Source organism: Lysinibacillus sp. EB271-A1-10B (assembly GCF_058791335.1).
Genome location: NZ_JBYTDL010000034.1, coordinates 21669 through 39973 on the forward strand (window position 1 = coordinate 21669; position 18305 = coordinate 39973).

Sequence of the window (18305 nt, forward strand, 5' to 3'; positions counted from 1 at the left end):
GTGAAGGGGTGATTTCCGTTCCGGATAGGCGCTTTGTTGCTGCCGCTTCGCTTTCGCACAGATAAAACATTTGTTGCTGCCGCTTCGCTTTCGCACAGAGCAAAGCTTCCTGGGGGCGTCCGATGAGTCGCTTCACTCGCGATGCTTGCTCCAGGGTCTCGGGCCAACAGATGTTTTTTGCGCGAAAGCGTAGTGCTAACGTAGCGGTAGCAGAGGGTTTTGGTTTTGTTTGTGCGAAAGCGCAGCGACAGCAACAGCAACAGCAACAGCAACAGCCACAGCCACAGCATGATGTTGGTCACGGAGGTGTTATCACAGGACATGATGCTTTTAGCCTTCGTGCCTCTATCGCTGATCCCCGAGGAGTCGCCCATCCTCCACTCCAATAAACCTATTTGCATGGCATACGTTTAACAAAATGTTATCCCTAACCAATTCATTAGAAATCACTTGTATGGCCTATTACCATAGCGAGTTTCCGTTCACTGGGCGCTATCAACTTAGCTCATGAACAAACCTTTTAAATAATATGCTATCCACAACTGATAGGCCTAGTTTTATTTTTCATAAATAATAAGACAAAATCACTTTTCAGAAGGACAAAACACCAAATAGGCGGATGAAGTTTGGGAAGTGATAAAAAAGGAATAGTGTCATAAATGCAAAAATAAGAAATTCCTAGAAAATGAGCGTTCTAAGTGTTACGCTATAGGCGAATTGAGTAGAGAGGTGTTCGAAATATGAAAAAGAAATTATTTATTACACGTAAGTTTCCGCCACATATAGTTGAACCATTGGAAGAGTTTTATGATATTAAACAATGGGAGGAGGAGGAAATTGTTATACCGCGGGTAAAACTATTGGCAGCTGTCGCAGATTGTGAAGCACTGTGGGTAACGCTTGCTGATCAAGTCGATGAAGAGCTATTAGTACACGCACCACATTTAAAGCTTGTGACAAATTTAGCAGTTGGATTTAATAACATTGATATTAAAGCTTTGCGTAAGCGCGGAATAATGGCGACAAATACGCCAGGAGTTTTAACAAATACGACGGCTGATTTTGTGATGGGATTATTGCTTGCAACGGCTCGTAGAATTCCAGAAAGCGATCGATATTTGCGTGAGGGTAAATGGAAAAGCTGGTATCCGATGCAATTAGTAGGCAAAGATGTTTCAGGGTCCACTATAGGAATTATTGGAATGGGACGTATTGGTCAAGCTGTTGCAAGACGCGCAAAAGGTTTTGATATGAAAATTTTATACAACAATCGTAGACGTCGCCATGAGGCAGAGGAAATGTACGGCTTTCAATATGTATCGTTAGAGGATCTTTTAAAACAATCGGATTTTGTTGTGATTATGACACCTTTTAACGATGATACAGTAGGACTTATTGGGGCAGAGGAACTTGCTTTAATGAAGGATGATGCGGTATTAATTAATGCGTCACGTGGTGGCATTATCGATGAGAACGCACTTTATGACACATTAAAAAGTGGTAAGCTGTGGGCTGCAGGGCTAGATGTTTTTGAGCAAGAGCCTATTGCGTTGGATCATCCATTGTTGACGCTTCCTAATGTTGTAGCACTCCCGCATATCGGTAGTGCCTCGCTCCAAACTAGAACGGCTATGCTGATGCTGAACGTTAAAGCACTTACTGCTTACGGGCAGGGCCAAACTCCTTCGAATCGAATAGATTGATGATAATGAAGAAAGGAGCACATCTAATTGTGATGTGCTCCTTTCTTGTTGATTAAGTATGGCTCTTTGCAAAACGAGGGGTTGATTTCCGTTCCTCTATTGCTAATCACCGAGGATTCGCTCAGTCTCCACTCCAATCAACCACTTCAATTTAAGGTGAGTAGCCATAGCCTCCACTGCATAAAAATTATAAAAATTCTACGCGAATGCTGATTGGTTTCTTAAATAGCGTCTATTATTTATTAAACATATCAAATAAACCGCCGATGCCACCTTCGCCTTTAGATTGACCGCCACCGCCTTGAGAAATTGGTGCAGCAGCGAAGACGCGGCTTGCTAATCGGCTAAATGGTAAGGATTGAATCCATACTTTACCTGGCCCCTTTAAAGTAGCGAAGAAGATACCTTCACCACCGAACAATGCAGTTTTTACGCCTCCAACCATCTCGATATCGTATTGTACATCAGATGTCATGGCTACTAAACAGCCTGTATCAACACGCAATACTTCGCCATGCTGTAACACCTTTTCATGAATAGCGCCGCCTGCATGAACAAATGCCATGCCGTCTCCTTCAAGTTTTTGCATAATGAAGCCTTCACCACCGAAGAAGCCAACGCCGATTTTCTTTTGGAATTCAACGCCTACTGAAACTCCTTTTGCAGCAGCTAAAAAAGCATCTTTTTGACAAATAATTTTCCCGTTTAATTGACTTAAATCCATTGGAATAATCTTACCTGGGTAAGGAGAAGCAAAATAGACGTGACGTTTACCTGAACCAACGTTCGTAAATGTCGTCATAAATAAACTTTCACCAGTAATTAGGCGTTTTCCAGCTCCAAATAATTTACCCATAAGACCACTATCTTGGCTTCCTTTTGAACCATCGCCAAAGATTGTTTCCATATGGATAGCATCATCCATCATCATTAAAGCACCAGCTTCAGCTACTACTGTTTCTTGCGGGTCAAGCTCAACTTGCACATATTGCATATCGTCGCCATGTAATTTGTAGTCAATTTCGTGATTATTCATAATGGGATTCCTCCAAAATTCAATTTAGTATTATATACGATTATATGTTATGTAAGTTTCAATGAATAATTAATTATTTAAGAAAAAAAAGGAATAAGCTAGAAAATGTCGAATATAAAAAACTAGTATGAGTATTTTTTATTTTCGTTTAGCTGAAAATTTGTGATTGTTTTTTCAGTGATCACATAAGATTTTCATCTGTAACTTAGCTAAAAGGAAATAAAATCTCTGGTGATTGTCACCAATATTATTTTATCAAAAGCATGCTTGATAGATTGTTATATATTAAAAATTCGGAATTTTGACATATTTGATTCTGCATAGAGATTAATAGATGACAGCTATCTAAAAGCAATGCGACTGGTAACGATGATATAGAGGCAACATAGATACTTCAGGGGGTGTTTGTAGTGGAAATGAAAAACTATATCGGTGGTAAATGGGCAACAACTTCCCATTTACAAAGTATAGTAGTGACCAATCCTGCAAATGGGGAGCAGCTAGCTACGATTCCGCGTTCTACGGCAAGTGAGGTAGATGAAGCGGTAGCGGTTGCAAAACAGGCACAAAAAAGCTGGGCATTAGTACCTGCGCCTAAACGTGCTGACTATTTATATGCCATCGGTCAAAAAATGAAAGAGAAGAAGGAACATTTAGCGACCGTTTTAACAAAAGAGATGGGAAAGGTTATTGAAGAAGCTAGAGGTGAAGTACAGGAAGGGATCGATATGGCCTATTATATGGCTGGTGAAGGGCGAAGGTTATTTGGGGAGACAACACCGTCTGAGCTAGCCAATAAATTTGCCATGAGTGTACGGGCACCTATTGGCGTTGTAGCTTTAATAACTCCGTGGAATTTCCCTGTAGCGATTGCCACTTGGAAGTCGTTCCCGGCAATTGTTGCTGGCAATACGTTCATTTGGAAGCCGTCGAATGAAACACCGATGATGGCGTATGAAATGGGTAAAATTTTTGAAGAGGTTGGCTTACCTGATGGAGTAGCAAACATCGTCTTCGGTACAGGGCCAACAGTTGGAACAGCATTAATTGAACATCCAGACGTTAAGGTCATTTCATTTACTGGCTCTACAACAACAGGGAGTAAAGTAGCGGAGTTGGGTGGTAAACACCTGAAGAAAATTTCATTAGAGATGGGCGGGAAAAATGCAGTCATCGTGATGGATGATGCCGATTTACAGCTTGCGACTGAAGGAATCCTATGGAGTGCATTTGGAACTGCTGGTCAAAGATGTACAGCATGTAGTCGCGTGATCGTGCATAAAGATGTAAGAGAGGAACTAGAAAAACGCCTATTAGACGAAATGCATAAGCTAACAATTGGTGACGGTCTAGATGAAAGTGTGAAAATCGGACCTGTCATTAACAAAGCTGCATTGGAAAAGATTAATCACTATGTGCAAATAGGCAAACAGGAAGGGGCGACGTTGTTAGCTGGAGGTAGAATTTTAGCTGAGCCTCCTTATGACAAAGGGTTTTATTATGAGCCTACACTATTTACCAATGTGAAACCTGACATGATTATTGCACAGGAAGAAATCTTTGGCCCGGTCGTTTCTCTTATTGAAGTAGCAAGTTTAGATGAAGCAATCGAAGTAAACAATGGCGTAAAATTTGGCTTATCCAGTTCAATTTTTTCACAAGATGTGAATACGATTTTCCGCGCACAACGAGATTTAGATACAGGTATTGTTTATGTGAATGCTGGCACAACAGGTGCTGAAATTCATTTGCCATTTGGTGGGACAAAGGGTACGGGGAATGGTCACCGCGACTCGGGTGTAGCTGCCTTGGATGTCTATACAGAGTGGAAAAGTATTTATGTAGACTATAGCGGGAAATTACAAAGAGCACAAATCGATACAGAATAACAGATCAATGAAAGGGGATGTTCTTGATGAAAGTTGTTGTATTAGGTGCAGGTTTAATGGGTAAAGAGGTAGCTCGTGATTTAATAAAAAATAGCAAAGTGGAGTGTGTATTTTTAGGGGATATTGACGTGAAAATAGCACAGGACTTTGTAGATTCGTTAAATACAGATAAAATTGAGGTTGTAGAGCTTCATGCAGAGCGCGATGACTCGTTAATGGAGGTTATTTCAAAAGGTGATGTAGTCGTTAATGCATTATTTTATGCCTTTAATGAGCGTGTAGCAAGAGCAGCTATCGCGGCGGGTGTTCATTCTGTGGATTTAGGTGGTCATATTGGCGGTGTCACAGAAAAAATATTAAATCTCGACGAAGAGGCAAAAGCAAAAGGTGTAACTATTATTCCGGATTTGGGTGTTGCTCCGGGTATGGTCAACATTTTAGCGGGCTACGGTGCTTCGAAATTAGATGAGGTAGAATCTATTAAACTATTTGTAGGCGGTATTCCTACAGAGCCGAAGCCACCTCTTCACTATACACGCGTATTTTCTTTAGATGGTGTCTTTGATCATTATACAGAGCCATCAAAAGTGATTCTAAAAGGTAAACTTCAAGAAGTTCCGTCATTATCAGGCGTTGAACCTATTTATTTCAAAGATTTTGGTGTGCTTGAGGCATTTTATACATCTGGCGGTATATCGACGTTGGATAAGACATTCCCAAATGTCCAAACATTAGAATATAAAACAATTCGTTATAAAGGACATGCAGAGAAATTTAAGCTACTAGCTGATTTAGGATTCCTCGATGCTAGTAATAAGGTAGAGGTAGAAAATCAGGAGGTTTCTGTACGTCCAGTTGTTCGTGAGGCACTTAAAAAGAAACTTGAGCTTGGTTCAAAACCAGATGCTGTGCTATTGCGTGTTATTGTAGCGGGTGAAAAGGCACAGCAACAAGTGACGTATGAGTACGAAATGGTTGTAACTAAAGATATGTCGATTAATGAAACAGCTATGGCTCGCTCAACAGCCAATACAATCTCTGTCGTTGCTCAAATGATTGGAGAAAATAAAATTACAGAGCGCGGTGTATTTGCACCTGAATCAATTGTTCCGGGCGACATTTATATTGAAGAAATGGCTAAACGTGGTGTAGTTATTAAGGAAACGTCTCATACGTCTGCAATGATCGTGAAATGGTAGGTGCTCGGTCATGAATTTCGAATTTACCACTGAGCAGGAAATGTTACGTAAAACAGTACGGAAGTTTGTGGATGATGAAATACTTCCACATATTGCGAAGTGGGATGCTGAAGGTTGCTTCGATCCGAAGATTTGGTCAAGACTAGCTGAGCTTGGCTTAATGGGCGTTTGTGTCCCAGAACAATACGGTGGCAGTGGTATGGATTACAATGCACTCGCCATTGTTTGTGAAGAGCTTGAACGTGGAGATACAGCATTTCGTACAGCTGTTTCCGTTCATACAGGCCTGAATAGTATGACCTTAATGCAATGGGGAACAGAGGTTCAAAAACAGCGATATCTTGTTCCGCAGGCGAAAGGTGTTCGGATTGGAGCGTTCGGTTTAACAGAGCCTGGAGCGGGATCAGATGTAGCTGCTATGTCTACGACCGCTATAAGAGATGGAGACTTTTACGTATTAAATGGGCAGAAAACATGGATTTCCTTATGTGATATAGCTGACCATTTTATCGTTTTTGCTTATACGGATAAATCGAAGAAGCATCATGGCATTAGTGCATTTATCGTAGAGCGTTCTATGGCGGGCTTTACGTCGAAGGCGATTAAAGGTAAATACGGTATTCGTGCTGGTAACACGGGTGAGCTCTTTTTTGACAATCTACGTATACCTGTAGAGAATCGTCTAGGAGAAGAAGGAGAAGGCTTTAAAATTGCAATGTCCGCGTTAGATAATGGTCGTTTTACCGTAGCTGCTGGCGCTGTTGGTCTCATTCAAGCGTGTCTCGAGGCGAGTGTGAAATACTGTCATGAACGCGAAACATTTGGAAAGCCTATTGGTGAGCACCAGCTAGTAGGGCAAATGATTGCCAAAATGGAAGCTGGCTATCAAATGAGCCGCTTGCTTGTCTATCGTGTTGGAGAATTAAAAAACAAAGGTGTACGTAATACGCGAGAGACATCATTAGCAAAGTGGCAGGCTTGTGATTTTGCCAATAAAGCTGCAGATGATGCAGTGCAAATTTATGGAGCATATGGTTATTCGGATGAATATCCAGTTGCCCGTTATTTGCGTAATTCGAAAGCACCCGTTATTTATGAAGGCACGCGGGAGATTCATACAATTATGCAGGCGGACTATGTATTAGGAACCCGCCAAGATAAGCCATTAGCAAAAATGCTACCGAAATGGCCATTTGAAGAGTAAGCGTTTTAAAAAAAGAATCCGAATTTAGGGTTCTTTTTTTATGTTCAAACAAGATATTCCATTTAGTTACAATTGTACCTATTTTTATGCTTCAATTGTGTCTTAACGTTCAAATTATACTAGAAAATATTGTTATAATATAACATTTAATGTTGCTTTGCTCACATAATATGGTATTTTTAAAAAGGTGATATAGTTCTAAATAATCAACGTATTACCGAATTATAGATGTAGTACCATAGGAGGATTTTTTATGAAGAAAAAATTAAAACTCAATCAAGTGTTACTTGGAGTAAGTACAATGGCACTGTCGTTCGGAGCGTTACAAGCAGAAGCATCAGCAGCAGAAAAAACGCCTTATAATGTATTACAAATGAAGCCTGCCGGCATAGTGACTTCGAATGATGAAGTTACACATTCTACAACGGCTGATGAAACATTGTCATTTGAAAAACGTTTGGAAATTGGCGATTTTTCGGAACACCCAGCTCCAACTATAAAGCTTGCTGAAACGAAGCAATTGCAGGAACAGTACTCGACGGCAGAGCTTAATAAAATGAGCGATAGTGAGTTAATTGATACGCTAGGAAATATTCGTTGGTATCAAATTACAGACCTATTCCAATTCAATGAGGAAACAAAAGCTTTTTATCAAAATAAAGAGCGCATGCAGGTAATCATCGACGAATTGGGGAAAAGAGGACGTTCTTTTACGAAAGATGATTCAAAAGGTATTGAAACATTTGTTGAGGTATTACGTTCTGCTTTTTATTTAGGATTTTATAATAAGGAACTAGGTTATTTAAACGAGAGAAGTTTCCAAGATCAGTGTTTACCAGCATTAAAGGAGATGGCTAAAAATCCGAACTTTAAACTTGGTACAGATGAGCAAGATAAAGTGGTATCTGCTTATGGGAAATTAATCGGTAATGCCTCTAGTGATGCAGAAACAGTTCAGTATGCTACGAAGATTTTAAAACAGTATAAGGAAAATATCTCTACATATGAAAGCGATTCTTTAAAAGGGCAAGCAATCTATGATTTAATACATGGAATTGATTATGATTTACAGTCGTACTTGCATCAGACAGGTAAAGAAGCGAATACGACGATGTGGTATGGCAAGATTGATAGTTTCATCAATGAAGTGAATAACATTGCGCTTTTACATAAGGTGACAGATAACAATAGTTGGTTAATTAATAATGGTATTTATTATGCAGGGCGTTTAGGGATATTCCATAGTAATCCGGATATAGGTTTAGAAGTTGTTACACAAGCAATGCATATGTATCCATATTTAAGTGAAGCTTATTTTGTAGCAGTAGAGCAACTTACTACAAATTATGGTGGAAAAGACTCTAGTGGAAATGAAGTAGATTTAGAGAAAATGCGTGAAGAGGGCAAGAAGCAGTATTTACCGAAAACATATACATTTGATAACGGCTCGATTGTCTTTAAGACGGGAGCTAATGTAACAGATGACAAAATTCAAAGATTATACTGGGCTGCAAAAGAAGTAAAAGCACAATATCACCGTGTCATTGGGAATGATAAAGCATTAGAGCCAGGCAATGCTGATGATGTATTAACAGTTGTCATTTATGACTCTCCAGATCAATATCGCTTAAACCGTCAATTGTACGGCTATGAAACAAATAATGGTGGTATTTATATTGAAGAGAAGGGTACGTTCTTTACATATGAACGTACGCCGGAGCAAAGTATTTATAGTTTAGAAGAGTTGTTCCGTCATGAATTCACACATTATTTACAAGGAAGATACGAGGTTCCTGGTTTATTCGGGACAGGTGATATGTATCAAAATGAACGACTAACTTGGTTCCAAGAAGGAAATGCAGAATTCTTTGCAGGATCAACGCGTACAAATGATGTTGTTCCACGTAACAGTATTATTAGTGGATTATCAGATGACCCATCACAACGTTATACAGCTAAACAGACATTGTTTGCAAAATATGGATCATGGGATTTTTATAACTATTCGTTTGCGCTGCAGTCCTATATGTATACTCATCAATTTGAGACATTTGATAGAATTCAAGATTTAATTCGTGCAAACGATGTGACAAATTATGATGCGTATCGTGATTCTTTAAGTAAAGATTCACAACTGAATACGGAATACCAAGCGTATATGCAGCAATTGATTGATAATCAAGAAAAATACGAGGTGCCACAAGTAGCAGAAGATTATTTAGTGGAACATACACCAAAAGCGTTAACTGAAGTGGAGCAAGAAATTGCCGAAGTTGCTAACGTAAAAGATGTAAAAATGACAAAACATAAGTCTCAATTCTTTAATACATTTACACTCGAAGGTACGTATGTAGGTAGTGAAACACAAGGTGAATCTAACGATTGGAAAACGATGAGTAAGCAAGTGAACCAAGTGCTGGAGCAGCTGTCGCAAAAAGAGTGGAGCGGCTATAAAACAGTGACTGCGTATTTCGTCAACTACCGTGTGAATGCAGCAAACCAATTTGAATATGATATTGTTTTCCACGGCGTTGCGACGGATGAAGGAGATCATCAAGCGCCTATTGCAAATATCAATGGTCCATATGCTGGAGTCGAAAATGAAGAAATTCAGTTCAAGAGCGATGGTTCAAAAGATAAGGATGGTAAAATCGTTTCTTACCTTTGGAATTTTGGCGATGGCAAAACAAGTGATGAGGCAAACCCTACTCATGTATACGAAAAAGAAGGCACATATAATGTGACATTAACAGTGAAAAATGATAAGGGAATAGAAAGTAAAGATCGTACAATTGTATCTGTACGAAAAGGCGTACAAACAGAGAAACCTCATTCAGAAGAAGCGAAGACCATTCCATTTAATACGCCCCTAAAAGGTGATTTGGTTGGTGATGATGATACGGATGTATACACATTCGATGTTACATCTGCAGAAGAAATCGATATTTCTGTTTTAAATGAAAATCAAATTGGCATGACATGGGTGCTTTATCATGAGTCTGATAAGCAAAATTATGTAGCATATGGACAGGAAGATGGAAATAGTATAAAAGGTAAACTTCATGCGGAACCAGGGAAGTATCATCTATATATTTATAAAGTTGATAATGAAAACGGGACATATACAGTAAATGTACAAAATAGTGCACAAACAGAGCTAGAACCAAATAATCGTCCAGAAGAAGCGAATATGATTCCATTTAATAAGCCCTTAAAAGGTAGCTTGATGGATGATGATCATACGGATGTATACACATTCGATGTTACGTCTCCAAAAGAAATCGATATTTCTGTCCTGAATGAAAATCAAATTGGCATGACATGGGTGCTTTGTCATGAGTCTGATATGCGAAATTACGTAGCATATGGACAGGAAGATGGAAATAATATAAAAGGTAAATATAATGCGAAACCAGGCAAATATTATTTATACATTTACAAATTTGATAATGAAAATGGTGCGTATTCAGTAACAGTACAATAGTAGAAGCTAATTTGAAAACGAGAGGGATTCACGTCCTCTCGTTTTTTTACTGAGGAAAATTTCGGAATAATGTAACTCTTTTGCTCTTAAGTAGTCTAAATAATAAACAACTTTATGAAAGGTAGGAAAAATAATGAAAAATAAGTGGCTAGCATTGCTAATCATCATCGTACTAGCTATTTTGCCAGGAATTTTTACGCTCATGTCGACCCCGAAAGTGGAGGCACAGACTACAAATGAGAGTAAGACAACTCATAGCTGGCAAGTATCCTTTACGAAGGCACTAAAGGCAAGCAAAATAACGGAAGACAATGTTTACGTAACAAATAGCAAAAATCAAAAGGTAACAGCCACTGTCGCATTAACAGATGATAACAAGACAGTTCTCATTAGAGATTTGGTACCTGGTAGCTATAAATTACATGTGAAGAAAGAAGCGTTTGTACTAGGTGGTCCGAAAACAACATCGCAAGAAATAGCATTCACCATCATTGAAAAGCTGGAAGCCGTCAAATCAGAAAAAGAGTTACAACAATATTTTGAAACACTTATAACTAATGCACAAAGAGAGGTGCGTGAAGAAGCAAACACAGAAATGGCGAGTCGCGAGGACAAAGCAAGTGCAAAGGACTCCTCAACGACGAATAATCAAGTCGAAGGCGTGGAGGAGGGTGATATAGTCGTTGTCAAAGATGGCTATATTTACGCTGTAAAAGATCAGAACATTACTGTAGTGGATGCTAAAGATCCGAAAAATTTAAAGCTAGCAACAACGATCAAGATGAAGGAAACCCAATATATTTCGAAGCTAGCAGTATACGACCATTTATTAATAGCAATTAGCGATGAATATTTAGAAAAAATGGGCACGAGCATGACGAAAGCTTCTTTATATGATATTTCAAATCCAAAAAATCCAAAGCTAATACGTGAAGTGGGGCAAGAGGGGTATTTACAAGATATTCGAATTACAAATGACACATTATATTTAATCGGTAATATGCATCCGAATTATTGGATGCTTAGAGAGAAAAAAGCGTCAGACTTAAAACCGAAAACATATGATAGTGTAGAAGGAAAAGAATATAAAAGTTTACCTCTAGAGAAAATTTCTATTTTACCAAATACAATGGATGGAACATATAGCTTAATGACAGCGGTGGACTTAAAAAATGGTGCTCAGAAAACGGCGAATACGAAAGGATACTTAGGTGGCAGTAGTGGACTTTATATGTCGGAGAATGCACTTTATTTAACAACACCTATTTATGACGGAAATATAGTGCCTGCTGCTGGCATCATGATGGATAGAATCTGGATGCCAAGAACAACGAATACACAAGTTTTTAAATGGAATGTTGATGGAACTGACATGAATTTTGTAGGTACTACGGAAGTAAAAGGATCTGTGTTAAATCAATACTCAATGGATGAATATAAAGGTAATTTCCGCATCGTTACAACGGAAGGAAATGCATGGGATGAACAACAAATATCAAAAAATCACCTATTTATTTTAGATAATAAATTGCAGCAGCTCGGTGCTGTAAAAGATTTAGCTCCTGGTGAAAAAGTGTATTCTGCACGCTTTATGGGCGAAAAAGCATATGTAGTAACATTCAAGCAAGTGGATCCACTGTTTGTGATTGATGTAGCAAACCCGAAAAAGCCAACTGTGCTAGGGGAGCTAAAGATTCCAGGCTTTAGTAACTATTTACATCCATTAGACGATACACATTTAATCGGCATCGGCTATGATACGGAGCAACGCTATGATGCCTATACGAAGCGTAATTTTACGGTGACAACAAACATGAAAATGTCACTATTTGATGTGTCAGATTTCAAACATCCAAAGGAACAGTCAACCGTAAAAATCGGTGGTAAAGGTTCGTACTCCGATGTTCAATACAATCCTAAAGCGTTATTCCGCAACAAGGAATACAATTACTTTGGTTTCCCAGTTATCCTATATGATGCAGGAAAGGGCGATGAAATTGTCTACAAAGGTCAAGGCGCACAAATCTATGAAATCACTGCAGAGAAAGGCATCGTTCTAAAAGGAAATATCATTAATAAAAGTAAGGGCGATCAGTATGAAAACTGGGAGCAGCTTGTACAGCGAGTAGTCTATATAGATGACGCGCTTTACACAGTAGCTCGCAACGAAGTAAAGAGTTATCAACTAAAAGACTTCAAACCACTTGATACATTAACAATTAAATAACGAAAAGAGTCCAATAAACTTAAGGTGAGTTTATTGGACTTTTCATGTTGTTGAAAAACACGTCGGTGTATTAAATAAAGTTAGGCTCTTTTGCAAAGCGAGGGGTTGATTTTAGTTTGATCGGGACATTTTCGGGGATTATCGCCCAACTTTAAAAGTTTATCGATCAACTTTCGCGTTTTATCGCCCAACTTCTGAATTTTATCGACATCCGCCTTCAGAAGGGCAAAAAGGTGTCACACACAAGACTGTGCGTGACACTTTAACTCATTGAAATAAATTAACACAAAAAAGTCCAATAAACCTTGAGTTCATTGGACTTTTTCTTTAATTATTTTTGACGATATGGAAGAATTTCTGATACTGTCACGAATTCATAGCCTTGCCCTTGTAAATAAGCAAGTACAGCATCAAGACCGTCGGCAGTCGATTGATGAATATCATGCATTAAGACAATGGCGTTATTGTGTATATTATTTTTAACATTAGGTAGGAGCTGTTGCGCATTGCGATGCTTCCAGTCTAATGTATCGATTGACCATAAAACAACAGGAATTGGAATTTGGGCATTAATCGTATCATTTGTTGCGCCATACGGTGGTCTAAATACAGTTGGCTTGTGATTAATGGCTTTTTCAATCTCCGCAAATGTAGATGTGTATTGATTCACTGCCTGCTCCAGTGGCAGTTTTGTTAATACAGGATGGTCCCATGAATGATTACCGATTTCATGTCCTCTTGCAAGTACATCTCTTGCGATGTCAGGGTAATATTGTACGCGACTACCAAGCATAAAGAAGGTAGCTTTTGCGTTATATTTATCGAGCGTATTTAAAATCTGTTCGGTAACTTTTGGATGTGGACCATCATCAAAAGTTAAGGCAATGCGTTTTTGGTTTGGATCACCTACGTTAACTGGCTTCGTCGGTTTTTCCATAGCAATCTGGAATTCAGAAGCTAACAATGGATTGATAAGTGAAAGGGGAAGCTTCACAGTTTGTGGACCAGCTACTCCGCTAGCAATCTCATACTCATCAAAATAGAATTGTAACGAACTATCAACGATAGCAAAGCGATGGAAGTTAGACCACTTCGGTTCAGTTGACTTGATGACATCATCCTTGAAAAGGTCTTCCTTTAACTTAGGATTTTGTTGTAAGTCCTTACGTACATAAGTAGCTAATGCCGATAAGTTGTTTTCATCGTTATTTAACAATGTTTCAATGGAAATTAATTTACCAGTTTCATGATTGATAAAGAATGTTTTTGTTGAAATATCAGGATTGGCTCCACCTGTATACAACGTTTTTGTTAGCACAAAGGAATAGTAGTGCTTCTGGTATGGGAAAGTTTCCAAACTAATATTCAGCTCACCCATTGCCTCTTTATCTTTATTTTTTTTCATAGATGACAGATAGTTTTCTTTTGAATCCGTTATGTACTTTAGTACAGCATCATTAAAAGCTTTATTATCTGTTTCTGGATAGTGAATAGCAAAAGGTGTTCGCTTATCATTAGAAACATCGGTTACAATACGTATACCTGGAAACGCAGAGCTTTCAGTGGATAGGTTACTCGTTATTGAATTTGTATCTGTCTCTTTTGAGGCACTGATTTTTTGAAACTTAAAGTCATCCTTTGATAGGATAATGACTAAAATAATAGTTGTTAATGAAATGATGAGGCCGATTAATAGGAAATCAATCATTGGCCCGCGTTTTTTTCTGCGTTCCGGCATTTTGAGGGAGACGCTCCTTTCCGTATTTATTTTTCTATACAATCAGACGTGTTAGTCATTGAAAAAGTTATACGAATCTACGAAGTTTTGCTATTAATTTGTGGGAAACAATCCTCATGAATAAATGACTCATTAGCTTATCATTTTCATCATATGAAAGCTAAAATACTTTTGTGTTAAAAGTTGAAATTTTAGTTGAGTTTTTATTTGCAGTTCGATACTATTGGCAAGGAACCTTTTAAAGGAGGTAGTTAACTGTAATGGTTTTACATGAAGTGGATAATGAACTTACGATTGACTGCTTATTGCTTGCGGGGCGAATTATGATTGAAAGTGGTGCAGAAACATACCGTGTGGAGGATACAATGCTACGTATGGCACATTCTCAAAATATGCTAGATGCGCAATGTTATGCCACACCCACAGGGATCATCTTTTCATTAGGCAAGACACAGCCAACGAGAATTTCATCAATTTCCAACAGGGTAACAGATTTACAAAAAATAGCCTTGGTAAATTCAGTATCTCGGAGACTCACATCTCACATGATAACATTAGAAGACGCTTATGACGAGCTAAAGTCGATACAAAAAACAAATTATTTTTTACCCACATATATTCAAGTCATATCAGCGGCTCTTGCGAGTGGTTGTTTCCTTATAATGTTTAAGGGAGGGTGGTCTGATTTCCTTTTTGCTTGTTTGGCAGGGGGGTTAGGCTTCCTAGTGCTTTTATTGATAAATGACTTAACAAAAGTGAAATTTTTCTCAGAATTTACAGCTTCATTAGTAGTAGGAACGATTGCTGTCTTTTCAGTGAAGTATGGCCATGGTACGGAAATAGATAAAATTGTTATTAGTTCTGTTATGCCACTAGTACCAGGTATTTTGATTACGAATGCAGTTCGGGATTTAATAGCAGGTCATTTTATTTCAGGGATGGCGAAGGGCGTAGAGGCCTTTTTAACAGCTTTTGCAATCGGTGCAGCTATTGCCGTCACTCTATCGTTTTAGGAGGAATGCGACTTGGACTATTTCATACAGTTGATTCTTAGCTTTTTTGCGACGGCGGGTATCGGAGTTATTTTTAATGTACCGAGAAAAAACCTCATTTATTGTGGTTTTGTTGGGGTAGTAGGCTGGATGATTTACTTCATCCTAACAGAGCATGGCATGGATATCGTATATGCCTCGTTCTTTAGCTCTTTCGTCATTGCAATCGTTGCCCATTTGTATGCACGACGCTTCAAAATGCCGATGATTATTTTTATTGTTGGTGGGATTATCCCACTAGTTCCGGGAGGCATGGCTTACAATGCAATGAGAAATGTTGTAGAAGCTGATTATATACAAGGGCTACAGTATGGGTTTAAGGCATTTTTAATTACAGGTGCTATCGTTATAGGACTTGTATTTGCAGAGGTACTGATACAGCTTATTTTCCGTTCTGTCCGAACTAGTAAGGCGACATTCAAGAAGGTCTATAAGAAATAAGGCTCCACAGCCAAAGCAATAGATTGAACAATATAAAGGAGGTTACGTTTTAAACGTAGCCTCCTTTAATTGTTGTACAGAGAAAACATTGTCGTTGTCGCTCCCGAGCTAGTAGCTCATATTTTGTAGGCTATATCAGGAATTTACGTACCCTTACAAGGTGCAGGAACAAGCAGATTCCTTTTTCTTTTGCCGTTAAAAAATGAGTAGAATATGATGCGCATACATAACTTAGCGAGAAATTTCAAGAAAAGTGAATATCAACATATGTTCAAAAACCAGCAAAAGTTGATTTGTATCTTTTTGAGAGGATTGCTAGTGTTAATAACTGTAGAAAATAACAAATATTATTCATTTGCAGGTAGCTACCCTTTGTTATTTTTTCAATATGATGAAAAGGAGATTTCGAAAGGAGTAGATATTTGTGAGAGTAAGACATAACATTTCATCCCTAAATATAAACAACAGATTAACACAACATAAGAAAAAGGCTGATAGTGTATTAGAGAAACTATCTTCTGGATATAAAATCAATCATGCAGGAGATGATGTAGCTGGACTGGCAATCTCTGAAAAAATGCGTGGGCAAATTCGTGGTTTAAATATGGCCGGAAAAAATATTCAGGATGGTATTTCATTAATACAAACAGCTGAAGGGGCTTTAAATGAAGTGCATTCACTTCTTCAACGCGGAAGAGAGTTAAGTGTGCAAGCATCGAATGACACCAATACAGATAGTGATAGAGCAATGATCCAAATGGAATTAGAAGAGATTAAAAAAGAAATTACATCTATTAGTAATAATACGGAATTTAATACTAAAAAATTACTTAATGGTTCACTAAATACTTCATCACTTTCGTCAACTTCACTACCTTCACTACCTTCACCACCTTCACCAACCTCATCATTAACTGTTAATGGAGGCACGTATACAGTAGAAGATGGTTGGATTAATTTCAATAGTCTCGAAAACCCTAATGAGAAAAATAAAATTAAGCTTAATGAAGGCGAGAAGGTTATTGATGACCCTGCGAATGGTTATTTTACAGACATCGTAATAACTGCTGAGTATGTTAATGGAGTTCTGAAAAGTATGTCTATTCTGACTCGTCCCCCAGGTGGAAATGAGTATACTAAGTTTATTACAAAAGATAATCCTAGTTTAATATTTTCATATAACGGTGTGACAATTGATCTGCGTCATAGAACACTACCTCCTGGAACCACTGTTGGTTGTGTTGAAGGGCTTATTCAATTAACAGCAGGAGAAAATCGACCTATAGACCATACAGATCCTACAGACCCTACAGACCCTACAGACCCTACAGACCCTACAGACCCTACAGACCCTACAGACCCTACAGACCCTACAGACCCAACAGATCCAACAGATCCAACAGATCCAACAGATCCAACAGATCCAACAGATCCAACAGATCCAACAGATCCAACAGATCCAGATCCTACAAATAACGGTTTAAAGCTTCAAATAGGAGCCAATTCTGGTCAGACAACAGAATTAATAATACCTGATATTCGTTCACAGGCCATAGGTATTAATGGTGTTTCAGTTTTGGATAGCTCATTGGCTCAAAGTAGTATTAGTAGTTTCGACGGTGCTATCAATATTGTTTCCAGTGTACGTTCTAGTCTAGGGGCACAACAAAACAAACTTGAACACGCTTATAATTCAGTTACCAATACATCTGAAAATCTTCAATCTGCTGAATCACGTATCCGCGATACTGATATGGCTAAAGGTATGATAATATTCACGAAAAATAATATTTTATTACAAGCTGCCCAAGCAATGCTCGCTCAATCAAATAAACAATCGGAAAATATTTTACAACTACTTCAATAAGTTACTTTAAATTAAGACCACATAAAGGTGGTCTTTTTCTTATTTCCGTTATTCTTCACTCTACCATTCCAGCCAATTTCCTACATTAAGCCTACTATTTATTGATTGCAGAAGATCCTCACGCCCATTTAACCAATTATAAAATGTACAGGACGATCCTTATGTTCTTTGTCCGCCACAGATGCCAGATAACTAATTAGTTGTCTGTCTTTTTTTATGCACAATGAGTATTCCTTGCGAGTTTATATATTGTGATAAAAGAGAATGACCGCTCATAGTAAGCTACGGGAACGAGTAACTTCCTCTCCTTTTGCCGTTAAAAGATGAGTAGAATATGAAGCACATACATAACTTAGCGAGAAATTTCAAGGAAAGTCATTATCAAAACATGTTCAAAAGCTAGCAAAAGTTGATTTGTATCTTTTGGGTATGATTGCTAGTGTTAACAACTATAGGGAGATAACA

General features: G+C 38.2%; 11 protein-coding genes and 2 pseudogenes. 11 read left to right on the forward strand and 2 right to left on the reverse strand.

From position 1 onward, the window contains the following. The first annotated feature begins 122 nt into the window (after nt 1-122). Nucleotides 123-389 carry a hypothetical protein gene (locus AC3WSK_RS24695; protein WP_492414879.1) on the forward strand — a complete coding sequence of 89 codons (267 nt, stop codon included), beginning with the start codon at nt 123-125 and terminating at the stop codon, nt 387-389. 351 nt (nt 390-740) lie between these two features. Continuing rightward, nucleotides 741-1703 carry a 2-hydroxyacid dehydrogenase gene (locus AC3WSK_RS24700; protein ID WP_492414880.1) on the forward strand — a complete coding sequence of 321 codons (963 nt, stop codon included), beginning with the start codon at nt 741-743 and terminating at the stop codon, nt 1701-1703. 235 nt (nt 1704-1938) lie between these two features. Here AC3WSK_RS24700 and AC3WSK_RS24705 read toward each other — a convergent pair whose 3' ends face one another. Then, nucleotides 1939-2739: a TIGR00266 family protein gene (locus tag AC3WSK_RS24705; protein WP_427484915.1), complete on the reverse strand. Its 801-nt coding sequence runs from the start codon at nt 2737-2739 to the stop codon at nt 1939-1941. Nucleotides 2740-3155: 416 nt separating this feature from the next. Between AC3WSK_RS24705 and AC3WSK_RS24710 the strand changes: the two genes are divergently transcribed. The 6 genes and pseudogenes from AC3WSK_RS24710 to AC3WSK_RS24735 all read left to right on the forward strand — a co-directional run bounded on the left by AC3WSK_RS24710 (nt 3156) and on the right by AC3WSK_RS24735 (nt 12742). After that, a complete protein-coding gene (locus AC3WSK_RS24710) occupies nt 3156-4628 on the forward strand; it encodes an aldehyde dehydrogenase family protein (protein WP_427484919.1) in 1473 nt (490 codons plus the stop codon). A gap of 26 nt (nt 4629-4654) precedes the next feature. Beyond that, nucleotides 4655-5827 carry a saccharopine dehydrogenase family protein gene (locus AC3WSK_RS24715; RefSeq protein WP_079563980.1) on the forward strand — a complete coding sequence of 391 codons (1173 nt, stop codon included), beginning with the start codon at nt 4655-4657 and terminating at the stop codon, nt 5825-5827. Between the two features lie 10 nt (nt 5828-5837). Then, entirely contained in the window at nt 5838-7031 is a 1194-nt protein-coding gene (locus AC3WSK_RS24720) for an acyl-CoA dehydrogenase family protein (RefSeq protein WP_427484916.1), read from the forward strand. A 253-nt stretch (nt 7032-7284) separates the two neighbouring features. Beyond that, nucleotides 7285-10170, forward strand: a pseudogene (locus AC3WSK_RS24725) (collagenase); the annotation flags it as partial. A 12-nt stretch (nt 10171-10182) separates the two neighbouring features. Beyond that, nucleotides 10183-10515, forward strand: a pseudogene (locus tag AC3WSK_RS24730) (PPC domain-containing protein); the annotation flags it as partial. Between the two features lie 133 nt (nt 10516-10648). Then, a complete protein-coding gene (locus AC3WSK_RS24735) occupies nt 10649-12742 on the forward strand; it encodes a beta-propeller domain-containing protein (protein WP_492414881.1) in 2094 nt (697 codons plus the stop codon). Between the two features lie 331 nt (nt 12743-13073). Here the strand turns inward: AC3WSK_RS24735 and AC3WSK_RS24740 are convergent, their stop codons facing one another. Further along, nucleotides 13074-14480: a polysaccharide deacetylase family protein gene (locus AC3WSK_RS24740; RefSeq protein ID WP_079563970.1), complete on the reverse strand. Its 1407-nt coding sequence runs from the start codon at nt 14478-14480 to the stop codon at nt 13074-13076. Nucleotides 14481-14740: 260 nt separating this feature from the next. Here AC3WSK_RS24740 and AC3WSK_RS24745 point away from each other — a divergent pair, with 260 nt between their 5' ends. The 3 genes from AC3WSK_RS24745 (at nt 14741) to AC3WSK_RS24755 (ending at nt 17840) form a co-directional block, all read left to right on the forward strand. Then, nucleotides 14741-15493, forward strand: a complete 753-nt coding sequence (locus AC3WSK_RS24745; protein ID WP_079563968.1) for a threonine/serine exporter family protein — start codon at nt 14741-14743, stop codon at nt 15491-15493. 12 nt (nt 15494-15505) lie between these two features. Further along, nucleotides 15506-15973 (forward strand): threonine/serine exporter family protein, encoded by a 468-nt coding sequence (locus tag AC3WSK_RS24750; RefSeq protein ID WP_079563965.1) that lies wholly within the window; start codon nt 15506-15508, stop codon nt 15971-15973. 424 nt (nt 15974-16397) lie between these two features. After that, nucleotides 16398-17840 carry a flagellin N-terminal helical domain-containing protein gene (locus AC3WSK_RS24755; RefSeq protein WP_492535151.1) on the forward strand — a complete coding sequence of 481 codons (1443 nt, stop codon included), beginning with the start codon at nt 16398-16400 and terminating at the stop codon, nt 17838-17840. Nucleotides 17841-18305: the final 465 nt, after the last annotated feature.